The organism is Flavitalea flava (genome assembly GCF_054461575.1).
The window spans coordinates 31,111-45,672 of sequence record NZ_JBTLQH010000026.1 but is presented as its reverse complement, the minus strand read 5'-3'; the positions used below and the strand labels follow the sequence as shown (position 1 = coordinate 45,672).

Annotated in this window: 11 protein-coding genes; 7 read left to right on the top strand and 4 right to left on the bottom strand. The window is 46.6% G+C overall.

Features of this window, described 5'->3' with window-relative positions; all coding sequences use genetic code 11:
• Nucleotides 1-24 precede the first annotated feature (24 nt).
• On the top strand, nt 25-876 hold the full coding sequence (gene kdsA / locus ACX0G9_RS20735; protein ID WP_459066865.1) for a 3-deoxy-8-phosphooctulonate synthase: 852 nt from the start codon (nt 25-27) through the stop codon (nt 874-876).
• A 377-nt stretch (nt 877-1,253) separates the two neighbouring features.
• Here the strand turns inward: kdsA and ACX0G9_RS20730 are convergent, their stop codons facing one another.
• Together ACX0G9_RS20730 and ACX0G9_RS20725 are read right to left on the bottom strand one after the other, a co-directional pair.
• Nucleotides 1,254-2,246 carry an AraC family transcriptional regulator gene (locus ACX0G9_RS20730; protein WP_459066864.1) on the bottom strand — a complete coding sequence of 331 codons (993 nt, stop codon included), beginning with the start codon at nt 2,244-2,246 and terminating at the stop codon, nt 1,254-1,256.
• 290 nt (nt 2,247-2,536) lie between these two features.
• Nucleotides 2,537-2,758, bottom strand: a complete 222-nt coding sequence (locus tag ACX0G9_RS20725) for a PspC domain-containing protein (protein ID WP_459066863.1) — start codon at nt 2,756-2,758, stop codon at nt 2,537-2,539.
• A 164-nt stretch (nt 2,759-2,922) separates the two neighbouring features.
• Here ACX0G9_RS20725 and ACX0G9_RS20720 point away from each other — a divergent pair, with 164 nt between their 5' ends.
• Nucleotides 2,923-5,187 carry an aconitate hydratase gene (locus ACX0G9_RS20720; protein WP_459066862.1) on the top strand — a complete coding sequence of 755 codons (2,265 nt, stop codon included), beginning with the start codon at nt 2,923-2,925 and terminating at the stop codon, nt 5,185-5,187.
• Between the two features lie 344 nt (nt 5,188-5,531).
• Here ACX0G9_RS20720 and ACX0G9_RS20715 read toward each other — a convergent pair whose 3' ends face one another.
• Nucleotides 5,532-6,455: a Nif3-like dinuclear metal center hexameric protein gene (locus ACX0G9_RS20715; RefSeq protein WP_459066861.1), complete on the bottom strand. Its 924-nt coding sequence runs from the start codon at nt 6,453-6,455 to the stop codon at nt 5,532-5,534.
• Between the two features lie 114 nt (nt 6,456-6,569).
• On the opposite strand from ACX0G9_RS20715, the gene ACX0G9_RS20710 reads away from it, so the two are divergent.
• The 3 genes from ACX0G9_RS20710 to ACX0G9_RS20700 all read left to right on the top strand — a co-directional run bounded on the left by ACX0G9_RS20710 (nt 6,570) and on the right by ACX0G9_RS20700 (nt 10,079).
• Nucleotides 6,570-7,709, top strand: coding sequence for a glycoside hydrolase family 18 protein (locus ACX0G9_RS20710; RefSeq protein WP_459066860.1), 1,140 nt, complete (start codon nt 6,570-6,572; stop codon nt 7,707-7,709).
• A gap of 305 nt (nt 7,710-8,014) precedes the next feature.
• Complete coding sequence (locus tag ACX0G9_RS20705; protein ID WP_459066859.1) at nt 8,015-8,512, top strand: RNA polymerase sigma factor; 498 nt, start codon at nt 8,015-8,017, stop codon at nt 8,510-8,512.
• Nucleotides 8,505-10,079, top strand: coding sequence for a porin family protein (locus tag ACX0G9_RS20700; protein WP_459066858.1), 1,575 nt, complete (start codon nt 8,505-8,507; stop codon nt 10,077-10,079). The genes ACX0G9_RS20705 and ACX0G9_RS20700 overlap by 8 nt, the downstream gene beginning before the upstream one ends.
• 47 nt (nt 10,080-10,126) lie before the next feature.
• Here the strand turns inward: ACX0G9_RS20700 and ACX0G9_RS20695 are convergent, their stop codons facing one another.
• The gene (locus ACX0G9_RS20695) at nt 10,127-10,513 is read right to left on the bottom strand and encodes an SET domain-containing protein-lysine N-methyltransferase (protein ID WP_459066857.1); all 387 of its coding nucleotides are present in this window, start codon (nt 10,511-10,513) and stop codon (nt 10,127-10,129) included.
• Between the two features lie 86 nt (nt 10,514-10,599).
• Here ACX0G9_RS20695 and mgtE point away from each other — a divergent pair, with 86 nt between their 5' ends.
• The gene (mgtE, locus tag ACX0G9_RS20690) at nt 10,600-11,988 is read left to right on the top strand and encodes a magnesium transporter (RefSeq protein WP_459066856.1); all 1,389 of its coding nucleotides are present in this window, start codon (nt 10,600-10,602) and stop codon (nt 11,986-11,988) included.
• A gap of 26 nt (nt 11,989-12,014) precedes the next feature.
• Entirely contained in the window at nt 12,015-14,471 is a 2,457-nt protein-coding gene (locus ACX0G9_RS20685) for a S9 family peptidase (protein ID WP_459066855.1), read from the top strand.
• Nucleotides 14,472-14,562: the final 91 nt, after the last annotated feature.

Below are 14,562 nucleotides of genomic sequence, written 5' to 3'. Positions count from 1 at the left end.
GGCCTTTATCCTGAAGCTTGATGCATGAAGCTATTTCTGTACTTTTGCGGCATGGAATTTATACATACGTTATGTCAGCATCAATCCTACGATAAAAACAATTTCTTCCTTATTGCCGGTCCCTGCGTTGTGGAAAGCGAAGAACTGGTCATGGAAGTAGCGGATAAGGTTTCGGCAATCTGCAGGGACCTGGCCATCCCTTACATTTTCAAGGCTTCTTACCGGAAGGCCAACCGTACCAGCGCGGGTTCTTTTACCGGCATTGGGGATGAGAGCGCCCTGGCCCTGGTAAAAAAAGTGGGAGAAACCTTCAAATTGCCAACATCTTCCGATATACATGCCCACGATGAAGCGGCGCCGGCTGCACGTTATGTAGATATTCTGCAAATTCCGGCGTTTCTCTGCCGCCAAACGGATCTGCTGATTGCTGCAGCCGAAACCGGAAAAGTGGTGAATGTTAAAAAAGGCCAGTTCCTTAGCGGACCTTCCATGAAATTCGCCGTGGAAAAGATTCGGAACGCAGGTAATGAAAAGATACTTTTGACAGAAAGGGGGAATACGTTTGGCTATCAGGATCTGGTAGTAGACTACCGGAATATCCCCTGGATGCAGGAACAGGGCGCCCCGGTCGTAATGGATTGTACCCATTCCCTTCAACAGCCCAACCAGACGAGCGGGGTGACCGGTGGCAATCCGCAGATGATCGGCACCATTGCCAAAGCTGCTATCGCCACCGGTGTAAACGGCTTGTTCATAGAAACCCATCCTAATCCTGCAGTAGCCAAAAGCGATGGCGCTAATATGCTACGCCTCGATCATTTACGGGGGTTGCTGGAACAATTAGTTAAAATCCGCAAAGTGGTTTCCCATTTTTAGATAGAAGGATTGATGTGACTCGCAGGTTTCCTTCAGGTTATTGGATTTGGATTTTTGGATCAGGATTATTGGATCAGGATCATTGGATCGGTATCCCATAACAGACACCGGATATGGATTCAGGGGTAGTAGATATTACATCTTTCTTTCAGAAGGTAACGGATCGACCTGGTCTTTCCTGGAAAATGAGGAATTAAAAACGGGACAAAAGGACAGGTGCCTTTGTACAAACATCGTGCAAAACTATCCCTATTGCGGCACTATTACTGCCCGCAAAAGGGATAAGGATAGCCGCAAAGATTATAAATGGGGTTCATGAAGCTCAAAAGTACACAAGGGCTGCAATATGGCCTGCGGAGCCGGCATAAGATTTACCGTTAAATGGAGGTAAGCAATTTACTGGGAAGAAGACCGAATTCCTTTTTAAAAGCGATGGTAAAATTACTGAGATTGGAATAACCCAGTTCCATAGCCACTTCTTTTACGGAATGGTCGCCCGACAACAATTTGTCTTTTGCCGCCTGCATACGGATCTTTTGAAAATATTCGTAGACAGGCAACCCGTAGATCAGTTTAAAATCTTTTTTGAGCTTCGATTCGCTGATGGATACCATTTTTGCCAATTGGCTGATCGTGGGAGCAGGCTCAAATATATCCCTGGTGAGTACCGTCTCCACCTGCATCATACGGTCGATATCCGTTTTGGACAAGGGTACGTCAAAATAGTTGTTCTTTTTCCGCTCATAAATACGCAGAAAAAAACGCTCGATCAGCAGCATGATCCGGTTTTGTATAATTGCCAGCCGCATAGGGCTGGACTCCTCTACTTCGGTGATTTCCTGCATTAGCCTCCGGTATTCGCTATCAAGCGGTTCCGTATGCACTCCTTCCAATTGCAGGGATAGATAGGTCGATAAAACGTCATCGATATTGCCTATTCCCAGGTAACCAGCCAGCCAACTGGCATCGAACAAAACATCGATCCCTTTAAAGACAGTACCTTTTGCACCCAGGTAGGCCCAGTCCGATAAGGTATTGGTTAGATAGGCAATAGATCTTGTAGTATTGGATTCCCGGAGGCGTTCCTTACCTATACGGATCTCCAGCGTATCCGGTATGGTCAGTTCATGAAAACGGAGCGTGTAAAATTCTTCTTTTATTTTCCGGCGGCATATCAGCCAGTCCTGATTCATCCTGCAATTGACGATATTGACCTGGATGCTGTTTGGCAATTTTACAAATAACATGTTGCCGGAGGCTATATGTTCAGGGAAAACCATTTCCTGGTTCACCACCGGCACATTAAATCTTCTGGCAAGATCGTTCATCAATTGCCCGTAGTCTGTATAGGAATAATCAAATTGGAACAATGATTATGGATTTAGGGGAAGGTACGACAATAGGTGCAGGGTTTTTGAAAAAAATACCCTGCACCTATTGTCCAATATTTGTTTGCCTGCGGCGGAAACAGCCGGTAGCAGCCAGGAGCACGTCGGGTTTTTGAAAAAAATACCCTGCACCTATTGTCCCATATTTGTTGGCCTGCGGCGGAAACAGCCGGGGAGCAGCCAGGAGCACTTCGGGTTTTTGAAAAAAATACCCTGCACCTATTGTCCCATATTTTATTGCCTGCGGCGGAAACAGCCGGGGGCAACAACCCCTATAAATATTTAACCGGATTCCGGCGGGCGGACAGAATATATCGTTTGATATTCATCCAGAAAGCCAGGACAAAATAAATGATCAGGGGAGACCCCATCGTAAGGAAGGATATATAGATGAACCAGGTCCGGATCCTGGAAGTAGCGATCCCCATTTTATCGCCGATGGCTGTGCAAACACCAAACACCTGCCATTCGATAAAGTGCTTAAATCTGTTCATGCCTGTAATTTAAAAAAAAACAACAAAACCCCCACCATTAATGTTACTCTTATAACGTTATAATAACGCAATTTTTAGGTAATTTCGCATCCTCAATAATCCGATACCGGGCACTCTATGCGTCTGTATCAACGCCTTACATCTAATAATTAAATAAATTTATCATGGTTTTTGATCTTGATCTTATTAAAAACTTATACGGACGGATGCCTTCCAAAGTGGATGCCGCACGTAAATTAGTAGGAAAACCGCTCACCCTGGCTGAAAAAATCCTTTACGCACATCTTTTCGAACCCCCTGCCCGGGCCTATGAAAGAGGGAAAGATTATGTAGATTTTGCTCCGGACCGTGTAGCCATGCAGGACGCCACTGCACAAATGGCCCTGCTTCAATTTATGACCTGCGGTCGTGATAAAGTAGCGGTACCCTCAACAGTGCATTGCGATCACCTGATCCAGGCCAAGACGGGCGCCGTATCAGATCTGGCTACCGCATTGGATGTAAACAAAGAAGTATATGATTTCCTCGCTTCTATTTCTAATAAATTCGGTATCGGCTTCTGGAAAGCAGGAGCAGGTATTATACACCAGGTAGTTCTGGAGAATTACGCATTCCCAGGGGGTATGATGATCGGAACCGACTCCCATACACCGAATGCCGGTGGTTTGGGCATGGTTGCGATAGGCGTCGGGGGGGCAGATGCCGTAGATGTAATGGCGGGTCTCGCCTGGGAGTTGAAAATGCCAAAACTGATCGGTGTAAAACTGACCGGTAAAATGAGCGGTTGGACATCAGCGAAAGATGTTATCTTAAAAGTTGCCGGCATTCTTACCGTAAAAGGCGGAACCGGGGCCATCGTGGAATATTTCGGAGAAGGTGCCGATAGCCTGAGCGCCACGGGTAAAGGCACCATTTGTAATATGGGCGCCGAGATCGGGGCGACCTGTTCCGTGTTTGCCTACGATCAGAAAATGGCAGCCTATCTGAAGGCTACAGGGCGGGAAGAAGTAGCCGCACTGGCCGATGGTGTTAAAGATTATCTCCGCCCTGACAAAGAAGTATACGACAACCCCGCCAATTACTACGACCAGGTCATAGAGATTAACCTGGATGAATTGGAACCTTATGTGAATGGCCCTTTCACGCCAGACCTGGCCTGGCCCATCAGCAAATTCGCTGAGGCTGTCAAAGCCAATAACTGGCCTGAACGCCTGGAAGTCGCTCTTATCGGTTCCTGCACCAACTCTTCCTATGAAGATATCAGCCGCTCTGCCTCCCTGGCGCAGCAGGCCATTGACAAAAAATTAAAGACCAAGGCCGAATTCACCATTACCCCCGGTTCGGAACTGGTTCGTTATACTATTGAAAAGGATGGATTCCTGAATACCTTCGATAAGATTGGCGGTGTGGTATTAGCCAATGCCTGCGGTCCCTGTATCGGTCAATGGGCACGTCATATCGACGATCCCAACCGTAAGAACTCGATCATTACTTCCTTCAACAGGAACTTTGCCAAACGTAATGATGGATTGGCAAGCACGCATGCCTTTGTGGCATCTCCTGAAATCGTCACCGCCTTTGCCATTGCAGGTAATCTTACGTTCAATCCGTTGAAGGATAAATTAAGGAACGAACAGGGAGAAGATGTAATGCTCGACGAACCAACCGGAGTGGAGCTTCCCCCCAAAGGTTTTTCCGTGGAAGATGCAGGTTATCAGGCACCGGCCAAAGACGGGAAAGGCATACAGGTAGCGGTAAAGGCCGATTCTCAACGTTTGCAATTACTGGAACCATTTTCCGCCTGGGAAGGAACAGATCTGAAGGGTCTGAGACTGCTCATCAAAGCAAAAGGGAAATGTACGACCGATCATATCTCCATGGCTGGGCCCTGGTTGAAATTCCGGGGGCACCTGGATAATATTTCCAATAATATGCTGATCGGAGCCGTAAACTTCTATAATGAAAAAACGGATTCAGTCAAGAACGAGCTTACCGGGGAATACGGCCCGGTACCGGCTACTGCACGTGCTTACAAGGCAGCCGGAGTCGGCTCCGTTGTAGTTGGTGATGAGAACTACGGAGAAGGGTCTTCCCGTGAACATGCGGCCATGGAGCCCCGGCATCTGGGCGTACGTGCGATCATTGTACGGAGTTTTGCCCGTATTCATGAGACCAATCTGAAAAAACAGGGGATGTTGGCACTGACCTTTGCGGCTAAGGAAGACTATGATAAAGTACAGGAAGACGACAGTATCGATATTACCGGCCTGGATTCTTTTACTCCCGGCAAATCCTTAACGATGGTATTGAACCATAAGGACGGCAGTAAAGATCAGGTAACCCTGAATCACACCTACAATGAACCACAAATCCAATGGTTCAAAGCCGGTGGCGCCTTAAACGTCATCCGCGCCGAAGTAGTCAAATAGGCAAGTAGCCAGGTAGGTAAGTAAGCAAATATGCAAGTAGGTAAGCAAGTAGTAAGTATGCCAATATGCAAGTAAGAAAATAAGTAAAAAAGTACAACAAAAGTTTCGTTAATAGGTCAAAAGCCCGCTGCAAAAACAGCGGGCTTTTTTTATTTCAATCTTTGCAAAATAATGTCACACCAAATGTTATATGTCAGCGATGTATTAAAAATTTGGACATTTTTTTCGAGCTGTTTCTTTAGTCGATGGTTAGCCCGGTTGAATTTCCTCCAAATGCCTGGCTATTTCTTGGCTCATGAGAAAAATCAGTCCAAATTTTTAATACATCGTTGACATAAGCCAAATCACGCCCATGAAAAAGCCTCCCCGGAAGGCACATGACTTATTTTAATTCCCGGCACCTTTGGCTGCAACCAGGGGAGCAACCATTCCATTCCCGGTTCTTCGCTTACGGAATGACCCAGCACCACCAGGGAGGTCTCCTGTCCCTGGTAACGGGCATCCCGAATATATTCACTGGTTTCCCATTCGTTCAATTCTCCGCAGATCAGCAGATCCGGTTTGTATTTCCTGACCGTCTTTATCTGTGCATCTCCACCCCAGGCTCCCGGCATGACCACTACGCGCTGACAGGACTGCGAAAGATCGCCGATGACCTTTACTTTTTCAATTCCTAATTGTTTTTTGGCGTGTTTGATGATATCCTTCAGAGAAGTTGCCGGAATGGTGAGGATCTCGGGAGCCGCTTCATTATAATACTTTTCCCAGCCCAGGGAAGTCAGCACACCCATGAGTATTCCGTCAGGGCGAAGGGTATGTATATAATCATGAAAACGCCAAACGACGATCCCATGTTTTTCCAGCAGATCTTTTTTGAAACGGAATACCGGATCATCTGCCAGCCAATCCGTTTTATCCTGGTGAGTATAAAAAGTAGGCTCATGGGCAATAATAAAATTTGCTCCCAATCCGATGGTCTTTTCAATGACGGCATCCGTTGCAAACATCGTTGTAACGATTCCCTTTACCGGTTGATCGGGGTCTCCCGATTTTACCGTATCCACCGTCTCTTTGAAGGGGGCGCCGGGGATAGTGGCCACGATGATATCTATCACCTGGCGGATAGTAAGACCGGAGCCTACCGCCTTTGCCGGATGGAAACCCGTTAACAGGGAAGATCCGGCCAGAACTCCAAGAGCTGAAGAAAGGAATTCTCTTCTTTTCCATCTGCCGGAAAAGGAATTTTCGTTGGTTGGTCGTAAAGGCATTGGTTATCGTTTATGAACTTAAAAATAAAGAATTAGTTCTCATGATACCTGGCAATTTTACATTACAAACGACTTAACTTCGGTACTTTTCAGACAAACTCACGGATAAACTCTATGAACACCAATCTCCTAAAAACAGCCATTTTCTTTTTTCTCAGCTATATTTCCGTTTCAACCTGCCAGGGTCAGGAAAAGACTTCGGGAGAGAAGGACAAACAGGGGCCTGCCGTGATCGGCTATTATGCGGGAAAGAATGCGGCGCTGGATAGTTTTGCCACAGACAAACTTACCCATATCATTTTTAGTTTTTGTCATTTGAATGGAAATCGCCTTTCCGTTTCCAATGCCAATGACAGCACCATTATCCGTCATATGGTCACTTTAAAGGATAAGAACCCGGGTTTGAAAGTCATTCTTTCCCTTGGCGGATGGGGCGGATGCCGGAGTTGTTCGGAAGTTTTTGCCTCCAAAAAAGACCGCAGGGCATTCGCCCGGTCTGTAAAAGAAACCGCAGCGTATTTCCATACCGATGGGATCGATCTGGATTGGGAATATCCAGCCCTTACCAATGTACCGGGCTATCCTTTTTCTCCGGCGGACAAGGATAATTTTACCGATCTGATCAGACAGTTACGGAAAAAATTAGGGAAACAGCAGGAGATCAGTTTCGCAGCGGGCGGGTTTACCAAATATCTCCAACATTCGATCGACTGGAAAAAGGTCACACCCCGGGTAAACTATATCAACCTGATGACCTACGATCTGGTAAACGGATACGATACTATATCCGGCCATCATACTCCTCTTTATTCCACACCCCAACAGGTCGAGTCTACTGACAATGCAGTACGTTTCCTCGATTCAGCAGGAGTTCCCATGAGTAAACTGGCCATCGGCCTAGCCTTCTATGCCCGGATCTTTGAGAACGTGGATAGCGTAAATAATGGGTTGTACAGGCCCAGTCGTTTTAAAAAAGGAGTGTCCTACAAGGACCAGGCAACGGTTCTGTCCAAAGACAGCGGGTACGTCTTTCATTGGGACCCTGTAGCACAGGCGCCCTACATGTATAATGCCCGGGAAAAATTCTTTGTCACCTATGACGATACCTTATCCGTCAGGCTGAAAACGCAATATGCTCTCGACAAAGGCCTGGGAGGGATCATGTTCTGGCAACTTCCGGAAGACCTTTTCAGGGGTGGATTGCTGGATGTCATCGATAATACCCGAAAAGAAGGACTCAAAAACCGCAAATAACAAGGATCCGCCAAGCCAGCCAGCACACAATGAGGTGAAATTCCTTTTCCTCACAGTTCTACATCTTCCTGACTATCATGGAGATGTAGAACTGGTCCTGTTATACACCTATCTATTTCCTGCAGGTAGCAACCATTAACAATTCATTTGCGTATTTTCCAAACAGGTACAAGTAGTTTGCGCGTTTATATTATTACACATTCTAATATTGCACATCCCATTTGATCGCAGGAAACACGCAAATACACGCTTTGATTGAGGGTTGCCGTCTGAATGACCGGGCAAGCCAAAAAGAGCTATACTATATGCTCAAGGACTATGCTATGAAAATATGTTATCGCTATCAAAATAACCTTGAACAAGTGGAAGAGATCATGAACGAGGGATTTATCAAACTTTTTAAAAATATACATCAATTCGAGGAATCACGGCATGCCGATATAGTAGCTTCCATGAAAGGATGGTTCAAACGCATTTTGATCAATACGTGCATAGATCATTACCGGAAGAACGCTTCTTATATCAATGGGCAGATGCTGTCAGAGGACGCGGAGAATATCGCCGATAAACAGGAGACGGGGCTGGATGTGTTATCCTATAAAGAGATTATTGAAGCTATCCGTCTGTTATCGCCCGCCTACCGCACCGTTTTCAATTTATTTGTCATAGAAGGATTGACTCATGAAGAAATAGCCAACCATTTGGGTATTTCCGTCGGCTCTTCCAAATCCAACCTATCAAAAGCCAGGGAGAACTTACGGAAGATCCTGACCAAAAAAACTGACCAGCAAATATATGTTTAACCTATCCGACAAAGAACTTGACCGCTTAAGCAGGGAAGCGGCCCAGGAATATGACCCGGGTTCCCTTTTAGGTTCCCGTTCCTGGGAAAACCTGGAAGGGTGCCTGGATAAGGAATTAGGTAGGTTCAATCCGGGTACGGGTACAGGCCCCCTGCGCGGGTTCCGCCGTTTGCCGTTTTATTTTGCACCTGCGATTCTGCTTTTGATAGGCGTATCTTACCTTCTTATAAAACCAGGAAAGAATAACAAACCGTCTACAGCTTCGGCCGTACCACATTCGACTTTACCACAAATTAATCAGCAGGAGTCCACAGGTAGCCCGCCCGGCCGCGGATCTTTATCTATTGTAAAAGCCGGCCAACCGGCAGGAGCAAACGCTGATCTATCACCAAAAACTACAGACCATACATCTAACTCTACTTCTGAACCGGATAAATCTGAGACTGACCTAAACCATTCGGCAGCCGGCCTTAACAGGGGAAATGCAGCCGCCGCAGGCCATCCGGGTATGGAAGACCGGACAAGGGAAAACTTAAGCAGAGGAACAGTATTTACCGGAAAGTCAAAGACTTTCCCAGGCAATAATTCTAAACCTGCTTTACCGGGAGAAACTTTCCTCAAACAGGAAAAAGGAACCAAAAACAGGAAAAATGGTCAGGGAAACAGGCATAATCCGATCATAGTGTCCGGTGAGCAGGCTGACCCGATGCAGGATATTATGGAACAGAAGAATGGAATAAATATCCGTGACCATAAGATTCAGGATAATAATACCAATAATAGCAATAATAGTAGCCCTGTTCAAAAAAGGGAAGCCCTGCGGTCCGAAATAACGGCAGGCAGCTCTTTATTACGCAGACCCCGGGTCGATGATTCAGCCTTAAGGGCATTTACCGCCATAGCTCCCCCTATCCCTGCAGACAAAAAGAAGGAAGGGCTGCATATCAACCGGACTTTACAATTCGGTGCGCTCCTTGCGCCGGATTTTTCGTCGGTTCAATCGCAGGCAGGGGACAAACCTGGCAGCTCTTTTGGAATAACTGTGGATTATCAATTTGCCCCCAGATGGTACATAGGTTCGGGTCTTCTTTATTCCAGAAAAAACTATTCTGCCAAAGCAGGAGACTACCATGCTCCTTACGATTTCTACCAGGCCAATAACCTGCATAATGTAAATTTCATCAAAGGGTCTTTCCACATGCTGGAGATCCCCCTGAATATCCGGTACGACTTCAGTGTGGTGAACAATACGACCTTTTTTGTAAGCGGTGGTGTATCCTCCTATCTTGGAACAAGTGAAAAAGCAAATTATTATTACGATTTTTTTGGCATCGAGACCTGCCGTCCATTCGAATATCAGCTGAATAAACCCTATCTGTTCTCTGCCGCAAATTTATCCCTCGGCGTAGAAACGGGGATCAGCAATGATCTTTCCATCCAGGTGGCCCCTTATATGAAACTTCCGTTAAGCGGAAGCGGTGTTGGGTTTGGCCAGGTGAGAATGAGCAGTATCGGGATCAGTTTTTCACTTAAATATGCGCCTGTATTAAGCCGGAAAAGGCATTAATTTTCTGTTATCATTCCCTATTTTTCTACTATGCATTACCGGAACATTCAGCTTTTTACGTCGAACCAGACGGGAGTCTCATTATTCCAATCCCCGTTATAGTTAATCACCAGTTCCTCCCCGGCTTTTACCGGACGGACTGTTTTTACAGAGATCAACTGTTCGTCATAATCCATCGAGTACTCGCAATTGGAGTTATAAGCATGGTTATACAGGGGAATATAACCCAGCGCCATGCAGCAAAGATCCTGGTCATGCCCCCATTCAAAAATATAATCGTGTAACAGAGTCTGGTCCAGTAATTTTCGTTCTTCGGTCCCCATAACAATCACTGGAGATTTTTCAATTATCGTTTCCGGATCGATATCTGTATTCGTGAATACTCCCCTTCCTTTCTGGGGCGTCGGGGCAATTACAAGGTTCGGTAAGATCATCCGCTAAGGTGATTTAAACCGACAAGTTACCATTTTAAGCGTATCCGCATATAGCGGATTTGAGAATTTTGATGTAGGTTTGGCCTATGCCTTTAGATCATGAACAGGATACGCCGAAGGAACAGTTCCTGGAGATCACCCAGTCGGAAGACGTATTGCAGATCCGGGAATTCCTGAACAATCAAAATATCAGTGATGTCGCGGAGTTGATCAACGATTTCCCGGACTACGAGAGCCAGATCATTGGAAACATGAGCACCCATCGGGCTGCCAGTACCTTCAAGATCCTGGATGTCTCCACTCAGAAAAGGATCATTCAGGAGTTACCCGCCTTTAAGTCTGCGGAGTTGTTGAATGATCTTTCGGCGGATGACCGGACCTCCTTCCTGGAAGAATTGCCCAGCGAAGTGGTCAAGGAATTGATAAAGACCCTGGACCCGGAAGAAAGAAAGATCACCCTTTCGCTGTTGGGTTACCCGGAAAGCAGCGTAGGCAGACTGATGACCCCGGATTATATAGCTGTCCAAAAGGATTGGACTGTAAAGGAGGTCATTGAACATATACGGCAGGAAGGAAAGGACAGCGAGACCATCGATGTGATCTATGTGGTGGATGATAAAGGTTTTTTTATCGATGACATACGGATCCGGGAGATCATCCTGGCCAACCCGGAAAAAATAATAGAAGATGTGATAGACAACCGGTATGTTGCCCTGAACGTAAATGATGACCAGGAAACAGCCAGCCAGGCTTTCAAAATGAACCATCGCGTGGCGTTGCCGGTCCTGGATAATAACAAAGTATTGTTGGGAATCGTTACCATCGATGATGTATTGTGGGTTGCCCAGGAAGAATTTACGGAAGATATACAGAAGATCGGGGGTACTGAAGCATTGGACGAACCCTATCTGGAAATCCCTTTACTGAAACTTTTCAAAAAACGTGTCGTGTGGCTGGTCGTTTTGTTCCTGGGAGAAATGCTCACCGCTACAGCCATGGGTTATTTTGAAGACGAAATAGCCAAAGCGGTTGTCCTTTCCCTGTTCGTACCGCTCATTATTTCAAGCGGTGGGAATAGCGGCAGCCAGGCATCTACGCTGATCATACAGGCCATGGCGCTGGGGGAGATCAATATCGGCGATTGGTGGCGGGTTGTACGGAGAGAGATCCTGTCAGGTCTTTTACTGGGAACCGTACTTGGCATTATTGGCTTTACCAGGATAATGCTTTGGAACCAGATATTCCACACCTACGGGATACATTCCATGCTGATTGCTACCACCGTGGGGTTTTCCCTTGTCGGAGTTGTTCTCTGGGGTACGCTGGCTGGCAGCATGCTGCCGATCGTACTAAAAAAATTCGGGGCAGACCCTGCGACATCCTCCGCTCCCTTCGTGGCTACCCTGGTAGATGTCACCGGTCTGGTAATCTATTTCTCCGTTGCCTTTTTATTCATGCGGGGTGTCCTGCTTTAATGTTTTAACAACCATATCACCATTTTATGACATTGCACACCTATACCCTTGGGATAATAAAATGTTTCCTGGCAGGCTCTTTTTTGCTCCTTTCCCCGGCTTCCCGCAGCCAGGGGCAGCCCGGTAAATTAACCGTGGAAAAAATTATGCAGGACCCAAAATGGATAGGCACCTCGCCTTCCGGCCAGTATTGGAGCCGGGACGGGAAAATACTTTTTTTTAACTGGAATCCGGACAATTCCCTTCATGACTCTCTTTATTATATTACCAGAGAGGATCTTAGCCCGAAAAAAGCTCCTTATAGCCTTCAGCAAAACAGCCAGCGGGAGGAAAATGTCGTCTACAACACTGGCCGGACGGCCTATACGTATGCCAGGGACGGCGACGTTTATTGGGGAGACGCCAGGACCGGCCAGGAAAAAAGGATCACCCAAACTGTCGGGGATGAGCATTCCCCCCGTTTCTCCTTCCGGGATACCCGGATCGTTTATAACCGGAACTCCAATTTATTCGCCTGGGAAATAGCATCGAGTCTTACCCTCCAACTGACCAATTTCCAGAAAACCCCGGAGCCCCCGAAAATCGAAAAAAATGAAGGACCCGATACCCAGGAAAAATGGTTGCAACGCGACCAGTTAGAACTTTTTGATGTGCTGAGAACCCGTAAAACAAAAAAAGACCTGGGCGACTCCATCACGAAGAGCCGTAAACCCAGGGAGTTGAAACCCATTTATATTGATGACAAAACCCTCACCGAAATAAATATCAGCCCCGACGGACGATTCATCGTGTACCAATTGCTTAAAAATGCCTCAGGGGCAAAAAACACTATAGTACCCAGTTATGTAACGGAATCCGGCTTTACCCGTGATATCGCAAGCCGGACGAAAGTCGGGGCACCTGATGACAGCTATAGCACCTGCATATTTGACAGGCAGAAAGATACACTTATCGTTATTCCGACAGGGCAGATCCCAGGTATTTCGGATCTGCCGGATTATGTTAAAGACTATCCTTCCGCGAACACCGCAGTTAAGGATACTAATTCGTCCGGCAATCCCGGAATGGTTGTCAAAAAGGACAGACCTGTTATCATGAATGGCCCTTATTGGTCTCCAAAAGGCAACCATGCTGTATTGGATATACGATCACAGGATAATAAAGACCGCTGGCTGATGAATCTGGACGAGGCCACCGGCAAACTAAAGTTGGTGGACCGGCAAAGGGATGAGGCATGGATAGGCGGTCCGGGCATCGGCTATCATTTTGGCGGAAGCAATTGCGGCTGGATCGATGAAAATACGTTCTGGTACCAGAGCGAGACCAGCGGATACTCCCATCTTTACAGAGCAGATCTCGGCACCGGTAAAAAGATCCAATTGACCAGTGGGTCTTACGAAATTTTACAGGCATCACTTTCCATAGGCAAAAAACTTTTTTTTATCACCACTAATGAAGTGGACCCAGGGGAACAACAATTCTATCAATTACCCGTCGCCGGTGGCAAGTCCGAAAGGATAACTACCCTGCCCGGCGGTAACCAGGTAGTAGTATCGCCCGATGAGAAACAACTGGCCTTCCTTTATTCCTACAGCAACAAACCCTGGGAGTTGTATTTACAGGATAATAAGGCGGGAAGTCAGCCCAAACAGATAACCACAAAGGCCAGGAGTAATGCCTTTCTTGCCTATCCCTGGAGAGAGCCTGAGTTTATCACCTTCAATGCTGCAGACGGAGCCACGGCTCATGCCAGGCTTTACCGGCCGGGTACAGCAAATGCAAATACGAATGCAGGTAAACCTGCCGTCATTTTTGTTCATGGCGCAGGCTATTTACAAAATGCCCATAAATGGTGGAGTTATTATTTCCGGGAATTTATGTTCCATAACCTGCTTGCCGATAATGGATATACGGTATTGGATATCGACTATCGCGGAAGCGCCGGATATGGAAGGGATTGGAGAACCGGCATTTACCGGCACATGGGTGGAAAAGACCTTAGTGATCAGGTGGATGGGGTTAAATACCTGGTTGAACACGAAGGAGTGGACCCTAAACATATCGGGCTTTATGGAGGTTCCTATGGCGGGTTTATAACCCTGATGGCCATGTTCACCCAACCCGACGTTTTTGCAGCTGGTGCTGCCCTTCGTTCTGTAACGGATTGGGCCCATTACAATCATGGGTATACCTCCGATATCCTGAATGAGCCGGCGACCGACAGCCTGGCTTACCGGAGAAGCTCCCCCATTTATTTCGCGCAGGGGTTGAAAGGACATTTGCTCATGTGTCATGGAATGGTTGACGAAAATGTGCATTTCCAGGACATCGTAAGACTCACCCAGCGTTTGATCGAATTGGGGAAGAATGATTGGGAACTGGCTGTATATCCCTTGGAAGATCATGGATTTGCAGAACCCAGCAGTTGGACGGATGAATACAAACGGATATTCCGGTTATTTGAAACATATTTGAAAAAATAAACATAGCTCAATTGTTAAAAGCTTGCTATCCCGCGCTTTCTATGCGCTTTTCTATCAATTTATTCGTAACTTTTAAGGGATATTTTGCCTG

What these genes read in the sequence shown, in the direction of transcription:
- kdsA (WP_459066865.1), top strand. Translation starts at nt 25, where the DNA reads ATGAAGCTATTTCTGTACTTTTGCGGCATGGAATTTATACATACGTTA.
- ACX0G9_RS20725 (WP_459066863.1), bottom strand. Translation starts at nt 2,758, where the DNA reads ATGAACAGATTTAAGCACTTTATCGAATGGCAGGTGTTTGGTGTTTGC.
- ACX0G9_RS20720 (WP_459066862.1), top strand. Translation starts at nt 2,923, where the DNA reads ATGGTTTTTGATCTTGATCTTATTAAAAACTTATACGGACGGATGCCT.
- ACX0G9_RS20715 (WP_459066861.1), bottom strand. Translation starts at nt 6,455, where the DNA reads ATGCCTTTACGACCAACCAACGAAAATTCCTTTTCCGGCAGATGGAAA.
- ACX0G9_RS20710 (WP_459066860.1), top strand. Translation starts at nt 6,570, where the DNA reads ATGAACACCAATCTCCTAAAAACAGCCATTTTCTTTTTTCTCAGCTAT.
- ACX0G9_RS20705 (WP_459066859.1), top strand. Translation starts at nt 8,015, where the DNA reads ATGCTCAAGGACTATGCTATGAAAATATGTTATCGCTATCAAAATAAC.
- ACX0G9_RS20700 (WP_459066858.1), top strand. Translation starts at nt 8,505, where the DNA reads ATGTTTAACCTATCCGACAAAGAACTTGACCGCTTAAGCAGGGAAGCG.
- ACX0G9_RS20695 (WP_459066857.1), bottom strand. Translation starts at nt 10,513, where the DNA reads ATGATCTTACCGAACCTTGTAATTGCCCCGACGCCCCAGAAAGGAAGG.
- mgtE (WP_459066856.1), top strand. Translation starts at nt 10,600, where the DNA reads ATGCCTTTAGATCATGAACAGGATACGCCGAAGGAACAGTTCCTGGAG.
- ACX0G9_RS20685 (WP_459066855.1), top strand. Translation starts at nt 12,015, where the DNA reads ATGACATTGCACACCTATACCCTTGGGATAATAAAATGTTTCCTGGCA.